Source organism: Psychrobacter sp. K31L (assembly GCF_017942195.1).
GTDB lineage: Bacteria > Pseudomonadota > Gammaproteobacteria > Pseudomonadales > Moraxellaceae > Psychrobacter > Psychrobacter glaciei.
Genome location: NZ_JAGKSC010000002.1, coordinates 496,678 through 519,550, shown reverse-complemented (window position 1 = coordinate 519,550; position 22,873 = coordinate 496,678). Strand labels below are relative to the sequence as shown.

Annotated in this window: 16 protein-coding genes; 9 read left to right on the top strand and 7 right to left on the bottom strand. The window is 43.1% G+C overall.

What is annotated here, in order from left to right:
- The first annotated feature begins 41 nt into the window (after positions 1 to 41).
- On the top strand, positions 42 to 965 hold the full coding sequence (locus J5X94_RS05330; protein WP_189585690.1) for a bile acid:sodium symporter family protein: 924 nt from the start codon (positions 42 to 44) through the stop codon (positions 963 to 965).
- A gap of 122 nt (positions 966 to 1,087) precedes the next feature.
- Here J5X94_RS05330 and J5X94_RS05325 read toward each other — a convergent pair whose 3' ends face one another.
- The gene (locus J5X94_RS05325; protein WP_210540495.1) at positions 1,088 to 2,215 is read right to left on the bottom strand and encodes a formate/nitrite transporter family protein; all 1,128 of its coding nucleotides are present in this window, start codon (positions 2,213 to 2,215) and stop codon (positions 1,088 to 1,090) included.
- Positions 2,216 to 2,571: 356 nt separating this feature from the next.
- Between J5X94_RS05325 and J5X94_RS05320 the strand changes: the two genes are divergently transcribed.
- The 3 genes from J5X94_RS05320 (at position 2,572) to J5X94_RS05310 (ending at position 9,202) form a co-directional block, all read left to right on the top strand.
- Positions 2,572 to 5,517 carry a valine--tRNA ligase gene (locus tag J5X94_RS05320; RefSeq protein ID WP_210540494.1) on the top strand — a complete coding sequence of 982 codons (2,946 nt, stop codon included), beginning with the start codon at positions 2,572 to 2,574 and terminating at the stop codon, positions 5,515 to 5,517.
- A 627-nt stretch (positions 5,518 to 6,144) separates the two neighbouring features.
- The gene (locus tag J5X94_RS05315) at positions 6,145 to 7,860 is read left to right on the top strand and encodes a hypothetical protein (protein ID WP_210540493.1); all 1,716 of its coding nucleotides are present in this window, start codon (positions 6,145 to 6,147) and stop codon (positions 7,858 to 7,860) included.
- Positions 7,861 to 7,906: 46 nt separating this feature from the next.
- Positions 7,907 to 9,202: a VWA domain-containing protein gene (locus J5X94_RS05310; RefSeq protein ID WP_210540492.1), complete on the top strand. Its 1,296-nt coding sequence runs from the start codon at positions 7,907 to 7,909 to the stop codon at positions 9,200 to 9,202.
- A gap of 192 nt (positions 9,203 to 9,394) precedes the next feature.
- Here the strand turns inward: J5X94_RS05310 and J5X94_RS05305 are convergent, their stop codons facing one another.
- The gene (locus J5X94_RS05305; RefSeq protein ID WP_210540491.1) at positions 9,395 to 10,225 is read right to left on the bottom strand and encodes a hypothetical protein; all 831 of its coding nucleotides are present in this window, start codon (positions 10,223 to 10,225) and stop codon (positions 9,395 to 9,397) included.
- A gap of 281 nt (positions 10,226 to 10,506) precedes the next feature.
- Between J5X94_RS05305 and J5X94_RS05300 the strand changes: the two genes are divergently transcribed.
- Together J5X94_RS05300 and J5X94_RS05295 are read left to right on the top strand one after the other, a co-directional pair.
- The gene (locus J5X94_RS05300; protein WP_026037370.1) at positions 10,507 to 10,929 is read left to right on the top strand and encodes a YbaN family protein; all 423 of its coding nucleotides are present in this window, start codon (positions 10,507 to 10,509) and stop codon (positions 10,927 to 10,929) included.
- Positions 10,930 to 11,173: 244 nt separating this feature from the next.
- Complete coding sequence (locus tag J5X94_RS05295) at positions 11,174 to 11,383, top strand: cold-shock protein (protein WP_010201661.1); 210 nt, start codon at positions 11,174 to 11,176, stop codon at positions 11,381 to 11,383.
- Positions 11,384 to 11,677: 294 nt separating this feature from the next.
- On the opposite strand, the gene J5X94_RS05290 is transcribed toward J5X94_RS05295, so the two are convergent.
- The gene (locus J5X94_RS05290; protein ID WP_210540490.1) at positions 11,678 to 12,763 is read right to left on the bottom strand and encodes a YeiH family protein; all 1,086 of its coding nucleotides are present in this window, start codon (positions 12,761 to 12,763) and stop codon (positions 11,678 to 11,680) included.
- Between the two features lie 248 nt (positions 12,764 to 13,011).
- On the opposite strand from J5X94_RS05290, the gene J5X94_RS05285 reads away from it, so the two are divergent.
- Complete coding sequence (locus tag J5X94_RS05285) at positions 13,012 to 13,947, top strand: LysR substrate-binding domain-containing protein (RefSeq protein WP_210540489.1); 936 nt, start codon at positions 13,012 to 13,014, stop codon at positions 13,945 to 13,947.
- 154 nt (positions 13,948 to 14,101) lie between these two features.
- Here J5X94_RS05285 and J5X94_RS05280 read toward each other — a convergent pair whose 3' ends face one another.
- Positions 14,102 to 14,563 (bottom strand): universal stress protein, encoded by a 462-nt coding sequence (locus J5X94_RS05280; protein ID WP_010201658.1) that lies wholly within the window; start codon positions 14,561 to 14,563, stop codon positions 14,102 to 14,104.
- A 434-nt stretch (positions 14,564 to 14,997) separates the two neighbouring features.
- Between J5X94_RS05280 and J5X94_RS05275 the strand changes: the two genes are divergently transcribed.
- Positions 14,998 to 18,075, top strand: coding sequence for an insulinase family protein (locus tag J5X94_RS05275; protein WP_210540488.1), 3,078 nt, complete (start codon positions 14,998 to 15,000; stop codon positions 18,073 to 18,075).
- Positions 18,076 to 18,147: 72 nt separating this feature from the next.
- On the opposite strand, the gene J5X94_RS05270 is transcribed toward J5X94_RS05275, so the two are convergent.
- A complete protein-coding gene (locus J5X94_RS05270) occupies positions 18,148 to 18,711 on the bottom strand; it encodes an NUDIX hydrolase (RefSeq protein WP_010201656.1) in 564 nt (187 codons plus the stop codon).
- Positions 18,712 to 19,366: 655 nt separating this feature from the next.
- Here J5X94_RS05270 and J5X94_RS05265 point away from each other — a divergent pair.
- The gene (locus J5X94_RS05265) at positions 19,367 to 20,104 is read left to right on the top strand and encodes an NUDIX hydrolase (protein WP_189585659.1); all 738 of its coding nucleotides are present in this window, start codon (positions 19,367 to 19,369) and stop codon (positions 20,102 to 20,104) included.
- A gap of 54 nt (positions 20,105 to 20,158) precedes the next feature.
- On the opposite strand, the gene J5X94_RS05260 is transcribed toward J5X94_RS05265, so the two are convergent.
- Both J5X94_RS05260 and nhaA read right to left on the bottom strand, forming a co-directional pair.
- The gene (locus J5X94_RS05260) at positions 20,159 to 21,490 is read right to left on the bottom strand and encodes an oxygenase MpaB family protein (protein ID WP_210540487.1); all 1,332 of its coding nucleotides are present in this window, start codon (positions 21,488 to 21,490) and stop codon (positions 20,159 to 20,161) included.
- An 81-nt stretch (positions 21,491 to 21,571) separates the two neighbouring features.
- Positions 21,572 to 22,771, bottom strand: a complete 1,200-nt coding sequence (gene nhaA / locus J5X94_RS05255) for a Na+/H+ antiporter NhaA (protein WP_210540486.1) — start codon at positions 22,769 to 22,771, stop codon at positions 21,572 to 21,574.
- Positions 22,772 to 22,873: the final 102 nt, after the last annotated feature.

The following is a 22,873-nucleotide window of genomic DNA, read 5'->3' as shown; positions in this document are numbered from 1 at the left end:
GTGTCGACCTATAGACAGGTCTTATCTACATGGATGTAGTTATGGAAAATCTTGAAATAGTTACCTTAGTAAACTCAGTCGTTATTCCCCTTTGCCTATTTTTGATTATGATGGGCATGGGTATGACCCTCATTACCAACGACTTTAAACGTGTTTTGAAATACCCAAAAGCGGTCAGTATTGGCTTGCTCAATCAGCTTATCTTATTACCGATTATTGGTTTTGCACTGGCAAATATCATGCCGTTGCGACCTGAGTATGCGGTAGGGGTCATGTTACTCGTGCTCTGTCCAGGTGGCACCACTTCCAACCTATTTACCTTCCTTGCCAAAGGCGATGTAGCGTTATCAGTCACTATGACGGCCATTGCTAGTGTCGTCACGGTATTTAGTATCCCTGTTGTCCTGAGTTTTTCACTGATTCACTTTATGGGTGCTGGGAGCGAGTTTCAACTGCCGATTATAAAGACCATGATTTCTTTATTCGTCATCACCATTCTGCCTATTAGTATTGGTATGCTGATCAAACGCTTTGCGCCAAGGGTTGCTGATAGCTCACAAGTCATAGTCTCTCGTTTTGGCGTGACGTTTTTGACATTCTTAGTGGTGTTTTTGAGTTATGTACAAAGAGATATCATCGTTGAGGCCCTTATCGCTACCGGACCAGTATCGTTGCTACTAAACCTGTCAACCATGGCGCTTGGTTACTATAGCAGTAAATGGTTGGGCTTAAACCTAGCACAGCGAACGTCCATCACTATGGAAGTCGGCTTGCAAAACAGCACCTTATCTATATTTATGGCGCTCACGCTATTGTCTAATTACGACATGTCGATGACACCAGCTATCTATACGTTAGTCATGTTCTTGACAGCAGGTATTTTGGTGCGAATATTTAGCGCAAAATATAATAAGATGAAGAAGACGGAAATTGAGAAAGGTGTTTTGGCTGCACGTATGCTCTAAATGTGTCGTCACTATTGATTACTCATAAAATATTGCCAGCGCACACTCTTAAATAATGAGTCTGCGCTGGCATATGTTTGTGCGAATCAGAGGCGTTATGATTTGATAGTCATTTGATTGCTCTAGCGATGTCGTCTATCCATCCTCGCTATTTGGTTGTCTTTATTTTGCTGCTTAACTTTGGCGACATCAAATAAGAAAGTACGGTTTTTGAGAACCGCGACAAATACCACGCCACCGACGGTATTGCCCAATATCACCACCACTAAAAATATCAAGTACCGCCAAAAACTGACGGTATTGCCATAGAGTAGAGCAGAAAACACCTCAATATTACCCACGATACTATGATGCAAACCCAAAAAGCCAATACTGCCTGTGATTAACGAGACCAGCACGATACGGCTAAGGGTGTCGCGTGCCGAGGTGACAAGCCACGCAGCAACGCCCATCATCCAACCTGCTAGTACCGCGCTACCAAATATGACCCACCATTCAAATCCTAAAACATGCTCGGAATAGGCATCGATATCGCTGACGTCAAACAGATGCATATGCAAACCCAAACCGATCATCAACGCTGCAAATAAACAGCCGCCAACGATATTGCCAGCGATGACAATCCCCCAAAGCCGCATGAGTTTGTTTAATGGTTCGATACCATTGAGTACTGGTAGGCTCAGCAGAGACGTTTGTTCAGTGAACAATAGCGACTGACCAATGACGACGATAATAAAGCCAATCGGATAAAGTAATGACGCCAGCACCATGGCATATTGATTGGGCATTACATCGGTCAATAGGGCGAATGCGGACAAAATCATAAACAGGCTAATACCAATCTCCAATCCTGCAGTAAAGGCACTGGTAAATAACGAGCCAAGCGAGCGATTAAAGGTTTCTTTGGCATCGATGACTTGCTCGACTAAGATGCTGGCATAACTTTTTGGCTCGCTTAAGTTGTCATCGCTGGCCACTTCTTTGATGGTTTCTTTATCTTCGTCACTGATCTCTTTTGGCAAGTCTTCATCTTTTATGGCGTCACCTTTGGGCAAACCTTCATTTTGGTTTGCGTCTTCAGAGCCATCTTGGCTTTCATTTTGAGCGCCATCCTGATTGGTTCCAGTAGCCACTTCTAACGCCTCGTTATTGTCCTTCTCATCGGCATTGTCACTACTCTGCGCCGCGTGAATACTAGCTGTCGAACTCGGATCATTATTTTTATTAGAATTGTCTTTAGTATTAGGCATGACAGTAAACTTATATAAGAGGAGCGGTGAGTGAAGGATATAAAAATAACGGTCAAACCAGTGTCAACGTCATAGCCGTTGCTATGTTGCTGCAATGCAAAAAAGCTTATTTTAATAAGTTACAGTAAGGCCATAACGACTGCAAGTATCGAAAAAGCATTCGATACTAACAAAATCTGCCCATATAAGATAAAATCATCCTACTAACTTTTTTGTTTGCTCGAATCACCTATTATTATCCAGCGTTAGCGCTATGCCTGAACCCAGCTTGCGTTGGTTAATTGTATGAATTCAGCGATAACCATACTTTTGCTTACTATTTATTTAATCCATTTACGTTTTAGTCTGAGAGCCTTATGAGTAACCCTAATAGCAAAAATAATTTAACCCAATCTATTCAAGCCGCCTTAAGCCAATTAGAGAATGCCTATAATCCTGCGGAAGTCGAAGCGGGTATGTATCAAGGCTGGGAAGACAGTGGCTATTTTCAGCCGACTTTTGACAAAGACGAGTCATTTTCTATCGCACTACCACCGCCGAACGTCACTGGCTCACTACATATGGGACATGGTTTTAACAACGCGATCATGGATGCGCTCACGCGTTATCACCGCATGGATGGGGACAATACGCTATGGCAGCCAGGTACGGATCATGCAGGTATCGCCACCCAGATGGTTGTTGAGCGTCGCTTAGAAGCACAAGGTATCAAACGCCGTGATATGACCCGTGAAGATTTCATCGATAAAGTATGGGAATGGAAAGAAGAGTCGGGCGGTAATATCACTAGCCAAATTCGCCGTTTGGGCAGCTCGGTTGACTGGTCACGTGAGCGCTTTACCATGGATGACGGTCTGTCTAATGCGGTAAAAGAAGTGTTCGTACGCCTGTTCGACGATGGTTTGATTTATCGTGGTAAGCGTTTGGTCAACTGGGATCCTAAGTTCCAAACGGCATTATCTGATCTAGAAGTGGAAAACCACGACGAGAAAGGCAGCTTGTGGCATTTCCGCTATCATTTCACGGATGCAGACCTAACGACTCAAGATGGTAAAAACTATCTAGTCGTCGCAACCACGCGTCCTGAAACGCTCCTTGGTGATACCGCTGTCGCTGTCAATCCGAGCGATGAGCGTTACGCGCATTTGGTCGGCAAAACCATTACTTTGCCAATCACTGGTCGTGTCGTGCCTATCGTCGCTGATGATTATGTCGAAAAAGACTTCGGTACTGGCTGCGTGAAAATCACCCCAGCGCATGATTTTAACGATTATGAATTGGGTCGTCGTCATAACTTGCCATTGATTAACATCCTCGATGAGCGCGCCAATATCTTAGCATCGATGGAAGTCTATCCTGACTTGCAAACGCGTGAGCCAGAGTTAGAGACTACGCCAAGTGACTATGCAGGACTTGAGCGTTTTGCCGCGCGTAAGTTCCTTGTGGAGCAAGCAGGCGAGCAGGGCTGGCTAGAAGACATCGAAGACTACGCACTAAAAGCCCCGCGTGCTGAGCGTGGCGGTACGATCGTTGAGCCGTGGTTGACCGATCAGTGGTATGTTGCGGTCAAAGAGCTTGCCAAGCCTGCGATTGACGCAGTAGAAGACGGCAGCATCGAGTTCGTCCCTGCACAGTACAAAAACATGTATATGTCGTGGATGACCGATCTGCAAGACTGGTGTATCAGCCGTCAGCTCTGGTGGGGACATCGTATCCCTGCATGGTATGACGATGCGACGGGTGAAATCTATGTCGCCCGTGACGAAGCCGAAGTGCGTAGCAAGTACAATCTAAGCGATGATATCGTATTGCGCCAAGATAATGACGTGCTCGATACGTGGTTCAGCTCTGGTCTATGGACGTTCAGTACGCTTGACTGGGCAGACGTCAACGCTGATCCACGCGTGATGGACACCTTTCACCCAACCAGCGTGCTCGTGACAGGTTTTGACATTATCTTCTTTTGGGTTGCCCGCATGATCATGATGACCATGCACTTCGTGAAAAACGAAGACGGCACGCCGCAAGTACCGTTTAAGACCGTCTATGTGCATGGTCTGGTGCGTGATGGCAATGGTCAAAAAATGTCAAAATCGAAAGGTAACGTCTTAGATCCGATTGACCTAATCGACGGTATTGATCTGGAAGCATTGGTAGAAAAGCGCACCAGCAATATGATGAATCCAAAAGATGCGGCCAAAATCGAAAAGCAAACGCGTAAAGAGTTCCCAGAAGGTATCCCAGCCTTTGGTACGGATGCACTGCGCTTTACCTTTACATCCCTTGCCAGTACCGGTCGCGATATCAACTTTGATCTAAAGCGTGTCGAGGGCTATCGTAACTTCTGTAATAAAATCTGGAACGCCAGCCGTTTTGTACTCATGAACTGTGTCGATAGCGAAGGTGCTGCCAAGCCTATCGATCAAGCCGCGAATCCTGACGTATGGGAATTGCCAGAAAAATGGATCATGAGTCGTCTGAACTCTACCGTTGCCGATATCCATCAGCATTTCGCCCAGTATCGTCTCGATATGGTCAGCCAAGATATCTATGAGTTTATCTGGAACGAGTACTGTGATTGGTACGTTGAGCTTGCCAAAGCCAGTCTAAATGATGACTCGGTGTCTGACGAGCGCAAAGCGCAAATCCGCTATGTATTGCTACATGTGCTAGAGACGGCGCTACGCTTTAGCCATCCAATCATGCCGTATCTGACCGAGCAAATCTGGCAGACGGTCGCACCACTACTGGGTCGTAAAAATACCGATAGCATCGTGGTCGCTGACTATCCAAAAACGGATGAGGCACAAATCAGTGAGCAAGTTGAGGCGGATATGGCGTGGCTACAGGAGCTAATCGCTAGCGTCCGTAACATCCGTGGTGAGATGAAACTGGGCAATGCCGTACGTCTGCCAGTGCTACTACAAAATATTTCGCTAGCAGAAGACGAGCGTCTATCACGTATCGCTAATCAGTTTAAAGCGCTTGCCAAAGTCGATAGCTTAACCATCCTAAAAGAAGGCGATGAAGTACCATTGTCATCATCAAGTATGGTCGGTCAGCTACGTGTACTCGTACCGATGAAAGGTCTAATTGATCCAACGGCTGAGCTGGCACGCTTAGGTAAGTCGTATGATAAGTTGAAAGGTCAATCCGAAGGTATCGCGCGTAAGCTAGGTAACGAAGGCTTTGTCAGTAAAGCACCTGCGGAAGTGGTCGATGCTGAGAAGGCAAAACTGGCTGAGCTAGAAGGGCAGTTGACCGCGATGACAGCGCAGATGGTGGAGTTGAGGGCGTTGTAACTAAGTTGTAAATAGTTATAGCAATAAAAAACGCTGTCACAATTGTGATGGCGTTTTTTATTGCTTACTGGTTAGTTCTCTGAATAGCTCTTATTACTAATAAATACTGAATATTTGTGTGCTATTATTTACAGTCTATTAATATGAACTCGAATATATCTATATAAACTGTAAAAGTATCGTTAGTAAAGCACCTGCATAAATGATCAATGCTGAAAAAGCGAATTTTCCTGAGTTAAAAGATCAGTTGAAAGCGTCGTAGCATTTTCCGCTTTTAGCTACTATCTTACTTGAAAAATGGCCGTGATAAATAGCCATTAGCGCACCTGTAGCCTTAATAATACTTCTAGCTAAGTCACCATAATATCGTGCTCAAGCAGGTGTATCTGCTATAGTCGGTCTTAAACAGCATTTAATTATAATTTGGTTATGATGTAATGCTTCCATGTTTATAATGGTTGTTTTAAGGATAGAGTTAACCTAATTTTTATGCTTGATTTTAGGCTTTTTATTTTCTGACCACTAGATATTCTATTATTTTTATGATACTGGTTAATAATTGTGAATTTTATTACCTTTTAATATTTAAGTATAAACCACTTTAGGTTTAATAGAGAGTTTCACGATATGCAAAGTAAGTCTATTAACTTCAGTAATGAAGCATCGAAACTACTCAATGAATATGAATCAGGTTGTAAGAATGACTATCATAATTATCTAATGAAATTTTCTAAATTGCTAGCAGGATATATAGCAGAAGCAGTTTTTATTAAGCTTGGAGAGCTACGGTTAGAGTGTGAAAGTGAGGAGGAGGCTTACAAGTTTGACGAAGATGTTACTGAGCTTCAAGTTTATCTAGATATAGGAGAGTACACAGGAGTTTCTGTTAGTTTAAGCGAAAGACTAGCAGAGATAAATATAACGGTAGAAAATATTAAGTTACCTTATGATAACGATATAAAGTTTCTTAATAGTGAAAGTCGTGAAATATTATGGAGATTAGGCAGAATAGATTTAATAAACTGCTATTTTGAATCAGAGTATTTTGATATAAATAATAATACTTATTTTAAAGATTGTAATTTTGAAAATAATTTCACTATTAATCCATTTTCTAAAAATAATTCAGGTGATAGATACCGATACATAAATTGCAATTTTAATGGTGACGTCAGTGTCATTCCCTCAGGTAATAATAAAGAAATATTATGTAATTTGTTTTATGAATGTAATTTCTCGAAAAAATTGACTATTCAGAATTTAACATTTAAAAGAAATCTCTTTATTTTCCCAGATCCTATAAGTTTATTTAAGAGTTTGAGTACTAATGCAGATAAATCTCAATTTAAAAATGAGTTTAAAAAAATAAAAAATCATCATGGATTTGAAAAAATAATCATATCTAAATGTATTTTTGAGCTTGAATTTAAATTAAATGGGTTTAATTATGATTACTTAAACAAGCTTAAAGGATATAGTTGCGAATATGAATCTGATGATCTGGAAATTAAGGATCTAGACATAATAGATACCAAATTCGAGTCAAAATTTGAGATTAAAAATAGAAATGCTAATATTTTCAACTTTAAAAATTCTAATGTCACAGGTATTTTTGATGCTTTTGAAAGTAAATTTCATAGGGCTTATTTCTTTAAAAGTATTTTTAAAGATTTCGCAGCTTTTGAAAAAGTAAATTTTAGTAATGGTTTGGAAGTAAATAAGACTATCTTTGAATATACTACATTTAAAGATTTTTCTAATTTCAGAAATACTAAATTTCCATCAGGATTGGATTTTTCGACAGCAAATTTAAAACAAGAACCTAACTTTTTAAATACCGATATTAATTTAAAAGGAACAGATAGAGAAACGCTCAGAATAGTAAAAAATTCTTTCGAAAAAAATAATAATAAAATAGAAGCAAATCGTTTTTTTACTTATGAAATGAGAGAGTATAGAAAGGAAACAAAGTGGATAAAAAATCCTTTTAGAAGGCTTGTTTTAGATGCTAACTATGTAATATCTGGATTTGGAAATAATTATGTTTGGCCGATAATAATCTTATTTGCATCTGTAGCATTATATGTTCATCTTCTTATACATCAAAACGAATGGGTAGTTAAGACATTAGATTTAATGAGTTTCATAGGAGGTGATAGAGCTATCTTTTGGTTTGATACAGTAACTTATTATGCTAATGAAGGATCGAAGGTGATTATTCCTTTTAATAAATTATTAGAAGCTAAACAAGGCTTTGAGTTTATAAGTCTACTTTTCTTTATATGGTTTGGAGTATTAATTTGGCAGACAGTTGTTGCTGTCAAAAGGAATACTCAGCATTAAGCTTTTATTTACAGAAAAGTAGTACCAATTTTAAATGAGGAACACCATGAACCATCTCACCGTCGGACAACGCTCGCCTCTAAGCAACCTTGCTATTGACGATACCGCACCCATCACGCTTAAGTTCACTCGTCAAAGCCCGATAGAGATGGACATCAGCTGTTTTGCCTTAGACGCAGCGGGCAAACTGATCAATGATGATTACATGGTGTTTTATAATCAGCCAACCTCACCATGCGGGCAAATCAAGCTCACCCATTACGAGTCGCAACCAACGGCGAGTAAAGGCATCCAAGCCGAGTTTGAAGTCAATCTATCCAAACTGGCGACTAATATAGACAGCTTGTTTTTTGTGTTATCAGCCGACACCCCGCTTAATCAAATTCAATCGTTAGAGATTGGCATTTGGCAGCAATCACAAAAAGCGCAGGCAGAGTATCAAGCAGCAGACTTTGCCCAGCAGCAAGCCAGTATGCTGATACAGCTTTATCGTAAGAGTGGTGTTTGGCGAGTATCTAACGTGGCGCAAGGCTTTAATGGTGGACTTGCCGCCATCGTGCAGCATTTCGGTGGCGATGTAGAAGAGGGCAGCCCGACAGTAGAGGCAACCGTAACGCCAGTGCAAGCAAAACCATCGCTAGAGAAGGTCATGCTAGACAAAGCGCCAAAGCTGGTCAATCTCGCCAAAAAAGCCACGATATCGCTTGAGAAGCGCCAATTGCAGCAATTAACCGCAAAAGTGGCGTTGGTGTTAGATGCCTCAGGCTCAATGAACAGACAGTACAAAAAAGGCCGCGTGCAAGAAGTAGTCAACCGCATATTGCCATTGGCAGTGAACTTTGATGACGACCAAGCACTAGACTGCTGGGCGTTTGCCCGAGATCCGCAGTATTTGGGTGAAATTGGGCTCAGCAATTATGACGGTTTCATTGACAACGCTCATGGCGGCTGGCGCAAATGGGCACTTGGCCCGCGCATCAATAACGAAGCAGAGGTCATGAAAGCCGTAACAGAGTTTTATCAAAAGGACGGCTTGGATGTGCCTGTCTACGTGCTATTTATCAGTGATGGCGGGGTGAATGACAATCGCGGTATCACGAGAGTCATGACGGAAGCGGCAAAATTACCGATATTTTGGCAGTTTGTGGGCTTGGGTGGTCGTGGTTATGGCATCCTAAAAAAACTAGACGACATGGCAGGGCGCGTGATTGATAATTGCGACTTTTTTGAACTCGATGATTTGGACGACATCAGCGAAGAAGCACTGTATGAAAACATGCTAGAAGAGTTTCCAACGTGGCTAAAAGAAGCTAAGCAACTTGGTATAGTCATTCCACTATAAAAGTATGACTGCGTTAACCTCGCTTGAAGTATTTAATATACGTCTACACTTGGTTGCCTTGTACTACTTTTAAATTGAATCGACTATATCGTGCAGCAATAATTTTATTATTCTATTATCACTACATAAAAAACCGCTCACCTTATAGGGTCAGCGGTTTTTTAGACTAAAAATTTAGTGGCTTATTCAGTTCTACTCAGCATATAGAGGCGCAAGAATACCTTTATAGGCCAAACGCTCGTTCACAGGCATTTTAAATACTTGCCCGTTAAATGCGGCAGTTTTGCCCCATTCAATTTTATTGGTTTTCAGATTCAGTAAGTATAGATGATGAAACTGACCTTGCTGCGGTGCAGAGAAGCTGGTTCCTGCGGTCGCCACAGCCGTCGTCACACCGACTGCCATCGAATAGCCGAATGATGGTTTAGAACCAGTCACCATGGATACAAATACTTTGTCAGTCCCTTCCATCTTTTGAATGGTGGTTAGTGTGGCTTGATCTAATGCCAACTCAACACTAGCCCCTTTTGCAGCTTCAATTTCTTGACGCTTGGCTTTATTTAAAGTGCTAAATAGTGTGAGGTAGGCTTGATTGGTCGCTGTATCAAAACTGTTGCCCGCGCTTAATAGAGGATAGGTTGTGTTGAGCTGCTCTTTAGCGCCTGCGGTGGCGGCAATATCCATTTTGGTTACAGCTTCTTTGGTTAGCATGCCACAAACAAAGGGCGCTGTCGTACGAGCAACCGTGAGCCCTTTGTGACTCAATGCCTCTTTAACTGTGTGCATCATGGCCACAGAAGTCGCATCAGACTGCTGATATAAAATATCATTTTTGCCCATCTCAACTCGAATCAAACAACCATCACTTAAAACAGTAACAGGCTGATTGGCCAATGCTTTTTGAGTTTGATCATAGGCCAAACGTGAATCTGGGCTAGTGGTGGTGGCGCAACCACTAAGCGCTAGCATAGTCGCTGCTACCAAAGATACCGTTAACGCTTTAGCCATAAAAAGGTTGGTCATAAATATCCCTATAAATACCGAAACACTTAAAAAATGTCGATTAATAAAAAAGAAGATTATGCCTGAGTTTTTATTTTTCACCTACTAAAAAATATACTAAAAAACAGTGTTTTTGTGTACCGTACAGTCGTTATATTTTTAGAAAAAACGACATAAAGATGCAAAATTACGCTTGTACGTTTTTGAGCAATATCGCATGCTTAGCTACTTATATAGGTAGCTATTTTATAAACCAGTAGCTACTTACCCCAACTGATACATCGTTGAATGACACTACTTATATGACCAATCATAAAAAAACCTTTTACTATAGACCTAATACCAATCAATCGAGAAGCCCCGCAGTGCGTTGGACGTTTGTCATACTGGGTTGGATATTTTTTATATTGGGTATTATAGGAGTATTGTTACCCGTGATGCCAACTGCGCCTTTTATACTACTGGCAGCAGGGTGCTGGGCACGCAGCTCGCGACGCTTTCATTTTTGGCTGATCAATCACAAATACTTTGGTAAGTTTGTCCGTGATTGGGAAAATAATCATGCCGTACCCCTCTATGCCAAGTGGTTAGCCACGATAATGATGACTATATCGACGGCAATGTTATTTTATCGCTTGCCAGCCGATACAATGTGGATGGCATGGGCGGTAGCCACTGTTTGTAGTGGGGTTGCGGTGTATTTGTTCCGCTTGCCAAATGCCTAAAATCGTTGCAATTTGAACCAAAAATGACTAATAAAAGGGCTTTGTTACACGAAATGTCAGATAAGACTTGCGATACTAGGATGTACCCCTTATAATACGCCCAAGCTTAAGAGCAGTTCTGCACCAAATCATTACCTCGTAGTATTAGTTATAATCCTTCGTTTTAATATTTATCGTTCAGTAGCTATTTGCAAGCGTTACCGGTCACTAGGCCATTAATAAATTAAAAAGTAGGATTATCAATATGTCAGATACTCAAAAAGGTACAGTTAAGTGGTTCAACGAAGCTAAAGGCTTTGGTTTTATCGCTCCAGAAACTGGCGCAGACGTTTTTGCTCATTACAGCGAAATCACTGGTTCAGGCTTCAAAACCTTAGCTGAAGGCCAAGAAGTTGAGTTCACTGTAACTCAAGGTCAAAAAGGCCCACAAGCCCATAACATCGTTGCTATCTAATCTGTCTTTATAGACACTTAGAGCAAGATGAAAAAAAAGCGAACCTTCGGGTTCGTTTTTTTTCGTCTGTAATTTAGTATTAGATAAAATAATATAGTCAGTGAAAAGTAATATCTATACATCACGCACTGCTGATATCAATTTTTCTTGCTTGCTGTGCCTGTGCAGACAGAGGCTACAAAAAATTGATATCGGCAGTATCGTAGCGTTTTTGGGATATTTTGACTATATGTCAAAAAGGCCTCCGACTATAAATAGTTGGAGGCCTTTTTTTTAAAGAGTGTGGTGAATCTATCAGATAGAGCTAATGGCAATATTAATCAGACCGCCACCAATAATTAACCAAGCAAACATAATAGCACCCAAGATCAGTGGCTTAACGCCAGCTTGCTTAATGGCGCTCAGATGAGTCGTCAAACCCAGTGCAAACATCGCCATCGTGAGCAAAACATCATCAAACATGACCATACTTTGCTCAAAGCTGTCAGACATCGGCACCCATGTGTGCAGTATGACGATAAGAATAAAAATAAAGGCAAACCATGGCACATTGACTTGTTTAACACGGTCTACAAATGATATTTTTTCGCCATGAATATCATTGTCACCCTTGGTCAAAGCAAAGGACAAAATCAGTAGAAAAGGGGCGAGCATCATGACGCGTATCATTTTAGTCACGACGGCTGTATTACCAACCTCAGGATTAATCGCGTTACCTGCGACCACGACTTGCGCGACTTCGTGTATGGTCGAGCCAGTATAGATGCCATATTGTTGAGCATTTAGCCAAGGCTGCAACCAACCAAGATGATATAAAAATGGGTAGAGCAGCATCGCAATAGTGCCAAAGACGACGACGGTTGCCACAGCGATAGTAACTTTATGCGCTTCTGCTTTGACCACTGGCTCTGCAGCAATCACTGCGGCTGCCCCGCAAATACTCGCGCCTGAACCAATCAATATAGTCGTTTTTTTATCGACTTTTAGCCATCTCGTACCCAGCCAATAGGTCAATAGAAAGGTCGATGTCAGTACCAGTGCATCCGTCATAATCGCTGGCATACCCACGCTAGCAACTTGGGTCATGGTTAGCTTAAACCCATAAAACATGATGGCTAGACGCAATATTTGACCTTTGGCAAAGCATACACCAGCATTTAGCTGCTCAGCGAAATTAGGGTATACCGTATTGCCTAAGACCATACCGAGCAAAATTGCCAATGTTAAAGAGGACAGTCCGACGATGCGCCCGTTCGACCAAGTGTCTAGACCAGTATTGAGCCATAAACAAAATAAACTACCGACCAGTACCACGACCAATCCTGCTAAGTGCCGATTGTTTGGAAAGTAACGATTCACTGAGTGGGTAAAAGCGTGCATGATAGACCTATCCTATTATTGCTAATCGACATAAGCATAAACTTATGAATAGACAGTATAAGATAAGCTGATTTATAATAAAAACAGATTAATAAGATACAAGCTATCGATTTTTTAGGTTAATAGGATTGTATTAATCGTTTGATAGCAAGAATCTGGTATTAAAAAGCTATATTAAAGAGAACAATATCAAGAGATTGATATTAAAAAATTAGTCCTAAAAGACGGGCATAAGGTGTCATTAATTAATGAAAAAAGCGATGCAGACGCTACCGAAGATTACGCTAAAACAATTGGCGGTATTTGTGAGTATTTATCAGACAGGCAGCACCAGCCGTGCCAGTGAAGCGCTGCATTTATCACAGTCAGCCGTCAGTAGCGCACTGACTGAGCTTGAATCTAGACTGCAAATGCCATTGTTTGAGCGCGTTGGGCGTAGGCTTAATCAGCATCCAAATGCCCATCCCATTTATGTGCAAGCGCAAGCAATTTTGGGGCAGTCACTGACGCTTGAACATTATCACAAGCACCAAGCAGGACAGATTCATATTGGCGCGAGTACGACCATAGGTAACTATGTATTGCCACCGTTGCTGGCTGAGTTATATAAAGCCTTGCCAAATGCAAATGTGAATACTTATATCGCCAATACCCAAGAGGTAGTCGCGGAGGTCGAGCAGCTAAATATAGATATTGCGCTAGTAGAAGGGATGCCGCGACCTGCGGATACTAAGGTCATTGAGCAGCATGCATGGCGAACGGACACCTTGATAGTCTTTGCCAAACGCGATAGCAAATGGCTGACAGATATGGCAGCATATAACGATGTGGATAATTGCTACGAGCTTAGTATTGAACAACTGGCACGATTACCATTATTGGTGCGAGAAGCAGGTTCGGGTACTCGGCAAATTATCGATGAGCAATTATTACAGCATATGCCCGATGCCGAAGTCATCATGGCCATTCAGCAATCGGAGGCGATCAAGCATATGGTCAGTGCCGATATTGGGCTGGGTTGTCTATCACAGCACGTGATTGAGGCAGAATTGGTCAGCGGTAAGTTAGTACAAGTAAAAGTGGCAGGCATCGATTTGTCGCGAACTTGGTGGCTAGTGTGGCACAAAGCCCGCCATCAAAGCCCAATTTGGCAAAGCTTTATTGATATTTTGACATCAGAATGAGGGTTAGAGACATATAATAAAAAACGTCCCATAGCCATGACTATAGGACGTTTTATAAAATGTTATGTTTAGCTTGTAATATAAGCGGCTCAAGTTAACTCATTAAAGCTAAGCCGCCTTTACACTTAAGCATTGTTTATTGAAAGGTGAGCGCTTATTTATTAACAGGCTTATCCAGTCTCACGACTAAGCTATCGCAGGGTACATTTGGCAAAATATTATCTGCTGTTGCCCCACTAAGCCATGCGACGATACCATGGCGCTCATGACGACCGATAACCAAGAGATCAACGTCATGCTTGTGACAATAATTGACGATACCTTCGCTACTAGAGATGGCCGTGGTCACCTCGGCATTGACGGCGGTTAAGCCGTTACGCTCTAAAAATTGTGCTAGCTTGGCTCGTGCTTCTTGGCAACGCTCATCGTCAATCTGGTCATATAAGCTAGAGGCGGGTACTAGCTCATAGCCAAAACCAACCATCGTATCTTTGACAATATGCAGTACAGACAGCTTAGAACCCGGACGGTTATCGACGATTTGTTTGGCTTTTTGCGCCACTGTGTCGGCATCAGATAACAAGTCGGTAACCAGTAAAATATGTTGGTAACTCATGAGGTGCTCCTCGTAGCAAGTAGTCTTAACTATAGCACTACTGATGACTGCTGTTAAGTAATGTCGGCATACTTTTGAAGCGCTAAGGTATTGCCCTTCCTAATTGTACTATAGTTGGATTCAAATAATTTCGATACAAGGAAACCGAGCGCAAGTTATACATTAGTATGCTTAGCGAGGATGACGATGTAGCGGATTTATATGGATTTGACTATATCAGCGCTGCTCTTTCTTAGGATGATGCCTTGACTTCTCTGTCTGCTAGCCCCATCTATTAGCGCTAGACCCATTTTTTCATTGCTATAGCTTACCCACCATACAACCGATAAAATTTTAAGCGTTAAATTTTAATGATCATTTTATCACGCACATTGTTACCATTCTATTTACCCTGAACTGCAGGGCATTATCTACATAATGAGCTAAGGACAACTATGACTGACACCGCATTTACCGCTGACCTAACATTGCACTCCGCATTTGAGCTGATTGAGCATCGTCATATTGAGGCACTATCGATGGATGTGCTGATCAGTCAGCATGTTAAGACTGGTGCGATGCATTATCACTTAGCACATCCGAGTGATGAAAATGCATTTTTGGTAGGCTTTCGCACCCAGCCAATGGACTCAAAAGGCGAAGCGCACATCTTAGAACATGTGGCTTTATGTGGTTCTGAGAAATTCCCTGTGCGTGATCCGTTCTTTTCGATGATTAAGCGTTCGCTCAATACCTTTATGAATGCGATGACCGCTGCTGATTGGACGGCTTATCCGTACGCCACACAAAACAAAAATGATTACTTTAACTTGCTTGCCGTTTATCTTGATGCGTCATTTTTCCCGAATATTCATCCGCTTGATTTTGCTCAAGAAGGTATTCGTGTTGAGTTAGATGAAAATGACAAGCCGCAATTTAAGGGTATCGTTTTTAATGAAATGAAAGGCGCTATGAGCGGCGAGATTGATCAGCTGTATCATGCCGTTGCCCATCATCTCTTCCCAACGACGACGTACCATTATAATTCGGGCGGCGAGCCTGCTGATATTCCGGACTTGACCCATCATGAGCTGGTCGAATTCCATCAAAGCCATTATCACCCATCAAACAGTGTGATTATGAGTTTTGGTAATATTCCTGTCGCTGAGACGCAGGCAAAAATCCATGAAGATGCCTTGATTCAGTTTGAGGCGGGCAAGAAGCATGTATCGCGTCCAGAAAAACGTCTATCTGCACCCATTAGCGCCACCGACACTTATACCGCTGACGAAGCTGGCCCTGACCAAACCCATCATGTTGTGGCGTGGTTATTGCCATCTATTACCGACCCCAAGCAGCGCCTTGCTTTGCGTCTACTAGAAGGTGTGTTGATTGAGCATGCAGGCTCGCCGTTGCGTGCTTATCTGGACAGCCATCCACTCGGCAAAGCACCAAGTCCGCTATTGGGGCTTGATGACAGTCATTATGAAATGGTCTTTTATACGGGTCTGCGCGGTTCAAACCCAGAGCATGCCGAAGCAGTCGAGCAGGGCATTATTGATTTGCTGACCGAAGTTGCCAGCTCACCAGTCGATGACGAAACGATTGAAACCATCCTACATCAGATTGAGATAGATCAGCGTCATATCGGCGGCGATAGCATTCCTTATGGTTTGAATCTCATGCTAGAAGGCTTTAGTACCGCCATTCATGATGGCAATCCAATCGATGTGTGGGAAGTGGACGAGCATCTACAATGGCTGCGTGAGCAAGTAAAAGACGAGCAATGGTTGCCCAACTTAATCAAAATACATCTACTGGATAACAAGCACCGCGTGCGCGTGACCCTAACACCAGACAGCGAAAAAACGGCTCGTTTAGCGGCAGCTGAGCAAACACGTCTCGACACTATCGCCATGGATTTGACTGCTGATGATAAAGCCATCTTGCATAAGCAAGCATTGGATTTGGCAGCGCGTCAAGCAGCACCAGATGATTTGAGCTTATTGCCAAAAGTTGGCTTGGATGACGTACCGACGGATATCAGCTTTAAGCAAGGCAAGCAAAAACAAGTAAATTTGAGCGGCCAAGACAGCATCTTATTTGAATATGAAGCAGGCACCAATGGCTTGTATTATTATCAAGTGATTGTGCCGTTGACCGATGCGATTGGTAATGCAGGTACAAGCGAGTTACCCGTCAATGAAGTCATTAATCATCCGCTACTGCCTATTTATTTGAGCTTACTGTCTGAGCTGGGTACCGACTCGCTAAGCGCTCATGAGATGCAAGCCAAGCAAGCGGCGCATTCGTCAGGTGTGACAGCGCGTATCAGCCAACGTACCAATATCGATGACAGCCAGTCTATCAGCAGTTATTTTGTGGTGGCAACGCGCGCACTAAACCGCAAGCCTGAGGCGATTGATTTGCTTAAAGAAGTGATGGAGCACAGCGTCTTTACGGAGCATGACCGTATCAAAGAGATTCTGCAGCAGCGCCAAGCAGGTTGGCAGTCAAATCTTGCTGGTTCAGGGCATGCTTATGCGATGCAAACGGCCAGTCGTGGTATGAGTCGTCAAGCGCAGTTAGAGTATGTGCGTAGTGGTCTGCCAGCATTGAATGCGTTAAAGGACTTTTTAACCCATGCCAGCAATGATGATGCGCAGTGGGATAAATTAGCCACCAGTTTGATGGATTTACATCAACGTTTCATCAGCCTACCTAAGCATGCCGTCATCATCTGTGAAGCCGAGCAAACTGAACGCTTAAGCAATTTGATTGTCGATAGCTGGAAAGACAGCCAAGCGCCACGTATTGCCGCGCAGCTAAGCAGCTCTGATGCTAGTATCGAAGATAATATCCCAAGCGAATTTGCCGAGTTGCAACTTGATGCGGCACTAAATGGTGAGAAAGACGTTGTCAAATCGTTAGAAAGTGGTGTCGCGCTCGATGTTGAGGACTTGGCATGGTTGGTGCCGACCAACGTTTATCACAATGCCAGTGCCTATACGGTTCCAGCGGCTGATCATCCGGACACAGTAGCCTTGATGGTATTAGCGCCTTACTTGCGCAATGGCTATTTGCATAGCGCCATCCGTGAGCGCGGCGGTGCTTATGGTGGCGGTGCGGGCTACGATGCCAATGCTTGCGCCTTTAAGTTCTTTAGCTACCGTGATCCGCAGTGTGCTGAGACCTTCGCACATTTTGATGCCAGTATCGAGTGGTTATTAAATGAGCCGCAAACCGATGAGCAATTGGAAGAAGCTATTTTGGGTATTATCTCCGGTATGGACAAACCGGGGTCTCCAGCAGGCGAAGCGATCAAAGCATGTTTTTCTGACCTGCATCATCGCGGTGCTGACTGGCAGCGTAAAATGCGTGCGTCAATTTTAGCTGTGACAGTCGCTGACTTACAGCGCGTTGCCAAGCAATATTTGCAAGGGCAAAAACATGTGCGTGCAGTCTTAGCGCCTTATGACAAAGAAGAAAAGGTGAAAGATCTTGGTTTTGAGGTTTGTAAAATAAAAAGCTAAGGTGGTCAGACTTACCATAAAGTGCAAAAAAGCCAAGCATTAAGCTTGGCTTTTTTGTGCCTAGGCACTCAATTAATACCGTTTAATGCTTTGGTCTTTACCAATATAATCTTGATGCACAGGGAATTTATCATGGCTATCGAATTGCTTACGATCTTCAAAGTAACTGGTTAGCGTGCGACGTACCGCTTCAAAGGCGATGCTATCCCATGGAATGTCTTCTTCACTAAATAACGCACAATCAAGACTCTCAGAGCCAATACCATAAGCGCCATCTTTAAGATCGTTCAAGTAAATCGCATAAATTTGCCCAATATCAGGGATATCGTAGAGGCAGTATAAATGGGGGTTGGTCACCACCGCTTCGGCTTCTTCAAAACTCTCACGCGCCGCGCCATCAGCGATGGTTTCGCCATTCTCCATAAAGCCTGCTGGTATCGTCCATAAGCCATACTGTGGCTCAATCGCTCGGCGGCATAGCAATACTCGGCCCTTGTGAACGACCAATGAGCCACAGATGACCTTTGGGTTTTCGTAGTGAATATAGCCACAATTTGGGCAGACCAAACGCGGGATATTATCGGTAGCCGGTATTTTACGTTCAGCCTCGTGGCCACATTGTAGACAATAGCGCATATAAACTGCCTTGTTATTATGATAAGAAAGGATATGGGGTGTCACTGTAATAGCTTGGGTGTGCAGCGTTATACTTAGGGTGCAACAGTCATGCTGCCGTACGATCGTAAATAGCAGCCATTACCTTAAGATAGCACATATTTTCTTCGCACAGAATGATGATAACAGTAATGTATAGTCAGAGCACTTTCAAACCGCTACCGTGTTACCCGTCCTAGATGTACTCAGTGTACTATCTGCGGTCGATCGCCTTTTAGCGATTCTAAAATTCCTTGACTATATCATTTCACCGCAGAGTCGTTGTTTGTTGCTATAAAAGAAAGGCTCTCAATTAATTCTTGTGATACAAATAGGCAGTCACATAAATAGCATGCAGTAAACAGGCGATTGCGCTAATCTAGATTGAGACATTATTTTAGGTTTTTAGTTAGCACACGCTCTAGGGCATGTCCTCAATACTATGTTCCTTGTTTGACTGCAATTTACCTCATTTTTATCACCATTTTTAAAATGAGGACACACCCTAGCAATTATTAAATAATTTAATGATAAATTTATAGATTTGATGATGATAACTATCGTTTTATGACTATTGTTTTTATGAATATCTTATTGTGACAAAGCTTTATACTGATAAAAATACAAGGCAATTATAATGTTACTTCCCCCGCAGTCTGTAAGTTTTGATGAATTGTCAGTCGCTGTGCCAGACTTTATTCGTTATCCCACTATTAGAAAATTGGCAGAGCGAGTGCAGCATGAGACATTAAATGCTGTCACCAGTCCAGCAATGTACAACGCTGGTGGCACCTCTCGTCGTACTCGTATTTTAGACAGCCTATATCAGACGCCCATTGCCGATGCCTCAGTATTGGTTGCCATCACCCATGAACGCCATCCTAAGTTGCTATTGACACGCCGCGCTGCCCATATGAATAGCCATGCTGGCGAGGTATCTTGTGCAGGCGGTAAGCATGAAGCTGGTGATGGTAACAATGTTGTTACCGCATTACGTGAGGCTTGCGAAGAGACGGCGCTACCACCCAATAAAGTCCAGCTACTTGGTCAATTGCCGATCCAAACGTCCAAAAGTGGTATGAGTGTACGCCCGATTGTCGCGCTTATTGCGCCCGATTTAGTATTAGTGCCTGAGCTTGGCGAAATCTCACGCATTTTTTGGGCAGATTTTGAAACCTTATTAACTCAGCCCACCGTAGAGTATGCGATAGAATATGCGATGCAAGATCAAATGGCGACCATCCTTACGCCCAGTTGGCAAGTGGATGGTGAAACAGTATGGGGTTTAACAGGACGAGTCATCGCTAGCTTATTAGAAACGGGGTTTGATCGGCAGCTTGAGTGGTATTACCGTATACAAGATACGCGCAATTAACACGCAGGGCAGTTGAGTTTTTCGCTTAAAATGTTCAACAGACCCTAGTCATCATTACTTATAGTAGTCATCATTTTTTTTGAGCCACCAATTCATATTGTCTTGCCGTTTGGCACGGAAGGCTTCTAATTTATGCGCCAAAGCTTGATTGTGCTGTCTGGCAGTGTCAAGAGCAAAGAGAATCGGTACTGAGGACAGGACGCCAAAGCGGATTTTCGATTTGGGCAAATCTAAGCCATCACCGATATCGTCACCGACTAGCGTACGTGTCACACTGGCATTGACCATCTCCACAAAACGTCCACGGCGATTGTCTTCTCCCATGAGTTGGCGCGGCAAATCATGTAGGGCTTTTGCTAATGGCTGTCCCATCTTAAAATCAAGCTGTTGAATCGATAAATAAGTATATAACCACTCCCAGCAAGCCGCTTCATCTTTTGGCAAGCGCTCTAAATCAACGCCCATCCAGTAGCTGGCCAGATTCCATAAATGCAAAATCCCTTCTGCTTCCTCAGGGCTGATGCGTGCACCCAGTAGGCGTAGGCCGCGCATAATCAACAATGAAAACTGCAAATGCGTAGCAATCATATCGGTTTGATTAATAGGAAGACCCCAGTAATCCGTGTTCCAGCTGCCATCTGGATTATGATGCTGGTCGGCATTTTCTATGACGCCTTTAGCAGCATTCCCTTTACCTTTAAGCAGGTTTTGCCGCACCAGTGTATGGATTTGTCGTACCTGAATGGACTGCCGCCACCCCTCAGAGCCAATCGCTAGCACTTGCTCGATGGGCTGGCGGTCGTTAGCCATATTTGCAGTTGATTGTGGATGCTCAGAGACCGCTAGAATGTAAGCATAAGTACGCATCAAGCGCGGTAGCGCATCGTGCATCAAAGCACCGGTTTGAATCAAAGGCAAGGAAAGGGCAGGGATGCTATAGCCAGCCATCAGCGCGACGTTACGAAGTAGCCAAATAAGCATCAGCGGATAACGTCGATAGGCGACTGCGCCAATTTGCGCAAGCTTAGGATCAAACCAATCTGGATGGCTGCTAAATTTTTCAGTTAAGGCGCTAAACGAAGAGTGGGTTATGGGGTCATGAGTTGGAGTATCATCAAGAATGATGTGCTGCAAGGGTTTAGAAAAACGAATACCGTCAGCCGCTAAAGCATCCGCGAGTGGATCACCGATATCATAGCCCGCGACTATCTCGTTTAATAAGTCTTGCGAGATGGCAAAGTCTTTTGGTAATAAATAACGCTTAATGCGCTTTAGGACCTGTAAGTCACTATGATCATCGACAGCAGTGGTACGGCCATGACGCTGATAAGAAGTTGCCGATTGACGATAGGTGTCTAAATCTAAACCATTGTGCTTTTTGTTCATATTTATCTCTACACCTATCATCTATCGCGTGCGTCTGTTGCTTACCGATTACCTCATTGCCTCATTAACCCATCAATCGAATTAATGACGGGTCAGATCTACCGAAGTACTGTTAATGTCTTCTTTTAGCGTTGCTTTGAGCATCATGTAACCGGCGATACCAGAGACAATTGAACCCATGATAATACCCAAACGCTCATCGAATAAGGTTGTGTCGCCTGCGAATGCTAAGCCACCGATAAACAAACTCATGGTAAAACCAACCCCGCATAGTAATGATGCACCGTAGATTTGCTTAAAGTTCATGCCTCGTGGCATGGTCGAGATACCAAGTTTAAAGATTAACCAGCACATTATCATTACGCCCAGTTGCTTACCGATGAAAAGACCGGCGGCGATACCTAGCGGTACTGAGTGAAATAACTCAGCGAAGCCTGCACCTTTGAGCGAGATACCCGAGTTGGCAAACGCAAACAGGGGCAAAATACCAAAGGCAACGGTGTTGTGTAGATCGTGTTCTAGCTCTTCTACTGGCGAGTGCTCAGGATCAGTACGATCGAACATAGGAATAAATAACGCTAACACCACACCTGCCAATGTCGCATGAATACCAGATTTGAGTACCGCAATCCACATAATCACGCCGATGAGTAGATAAGGGGTGATGCTCGTCACATTGCGACGATTGAGTAAATATAAAAACGGCAGACACAAACCAGCGACAGCTAATGAGCCCAGTGACAAGTCGTTGGTATAAAATAAGGCGATGATTAAAATGGCACCAATATCATCAAAAATAGCAATAGACACCAAAAACACTTTTAATGAGTTTGGTACACGATTGCCAAGCAGGCTTAAGATACCCAAAGCAAAAGCGATGTCTGTCGCCGCAGGGATCGCCCAACCTTTCCAAAAATCAGGTTCATTATAGTTAAAGAGCAAATAGACAATGGCGGGCATAATCATGCCACCCAGTGCCGCTCCAGCAGGCAGGATAATCTGCTTAATGTTAGAGAGCTCACCAATCAAGACTTCACGCTTTAGCTCAAGTCCGACTAAGAAAAAGAAAATAGCCATCAGACCATCATTGATCCAATGACTGGCATCTTTGGCAATACCAAATTCGCCAATACGAATGGATACAGGGGCATGAATAAAAGCCTCATACCAAACGCTGAGGGGACTATTAGCAATGATCATTGCAGCAATGGCAGCCAATGCTAAAATGATACCGCCTGCTGCCTCAAATTCGAAAAATGCCTTAATTCTTTTTATTGCCATATCATCCTCATTTACTAAATACAATTTGCTAAATAATGCAATAACCTCAAGTATCTATACTGTTAAATTGGACAGTGTCGCAGATAGACGTTAACAGTTTCT

Coding starts and splice junctions, on each gene's coding strand:
- J5X94_RS05310 (WP_210540492.1), top strand. CDS start 7,907: ATGAACCATCTCACCGTCGGACAACGCTCGCCTCTAAGCAACCTTGCT.
- J5X94_RS05305 (WP_210540491.1), bottom strand. CDS start 10,225: ATGACCAACCTTTTTATGGCTAAAGCGTTAACGGTATCTTTGGTAGCA.
- J5X94_RS05285 (WP_210540489.1), top strand. CDS start 13,012: ATGAAAAAAGCGATGCAGACGCTACCGAAGATTACGCTAAAACAATTG.
- J5X94_RS05320 (WP_210540494.1), top strand. CDS start 2,572: ATGAGTAACCCTAATAGCAAAAATAATTTAACCCAATCTATTCAAGCC.
- J5X94_RS05280 (WP_010201658.1), bottom strand. CDS start 14,563: ATGAGTTACCAACATATTTTACTGGTTACCGACTTGTTATCTGATGCC.
- J5X94_RS05295 (WP_010201661.1), top strand. CDS start 11,174: ATGTCAGATACTCAAAAAGGTACAGTTAAGTGGTTCAACGAAGCTAAA.
- J5X94_RS05325 (WP_210540495.1), bottom strand. CDS start 2,215: ATGCCTAATACTAAAGACAATTCTAATAAAAATAATGATCCGAGTTCG.
- J5X94_RS05330 (WP_189585690.1), top strand. CDS start 42: ATGGAAAATCTTGAAATAGTTACCTTAGTAAACTCAGTCGTTATTCCC.
- J5X94_RS05315 (WP_210540493.1), top strand. CDS start 6,145: ATGCAAAGTAAGTCTATTAACTTCAGTAATGAAGCATCGAAACTACTC.
- J5X94_RS05270 (WP_010201656.1), bottom strand. CDS start 18,711: ATGCGCTATTGTCTACAATGTGGCCACGAGGCTGAACGTAAAATACCG.
- J5X94_RS05300 (WP_026037370.1), top strand. CDS start 10,507: ATGACCAATCATAAAAAAACCTTTTACTATAGACCTAATACCAATCAA.
- J5X94_RS05265 (WP_189585659.1), top strand. CDS start 19,367: ATGTTACTTCCCCCGCAGTCTGTAAGTTTTGATGAATTGTCAGTCGCT.
- nhaA (WP_210540486.1), bottom strand. CDS start 22,771: ATGGCAATAAAAAGAATTAAGGCATTTTTCGAATTTGAGGCAGCAGGC.
- J5X94_RS05290 (WP_210540490.1), bottom strand. CDS start 12,763: ATGCACGCTTTTACCCACTCAGTGAATCGTTACTTTCCAAACAATCGG.
- J5X94_RS05275 (WP_210540488.1), top strand. CDS start 14,998: ATGACTGACACCGCATTTACCGCTGACCTAACATTGCACTCCGCATTT.
- J5X94_RS05260 (WP_210540487.1), bottom strand. CDS start 21,490: ATGAACAAAAAGCACAATGGTTTAGATTTAGACACCTATCGTCAATCG.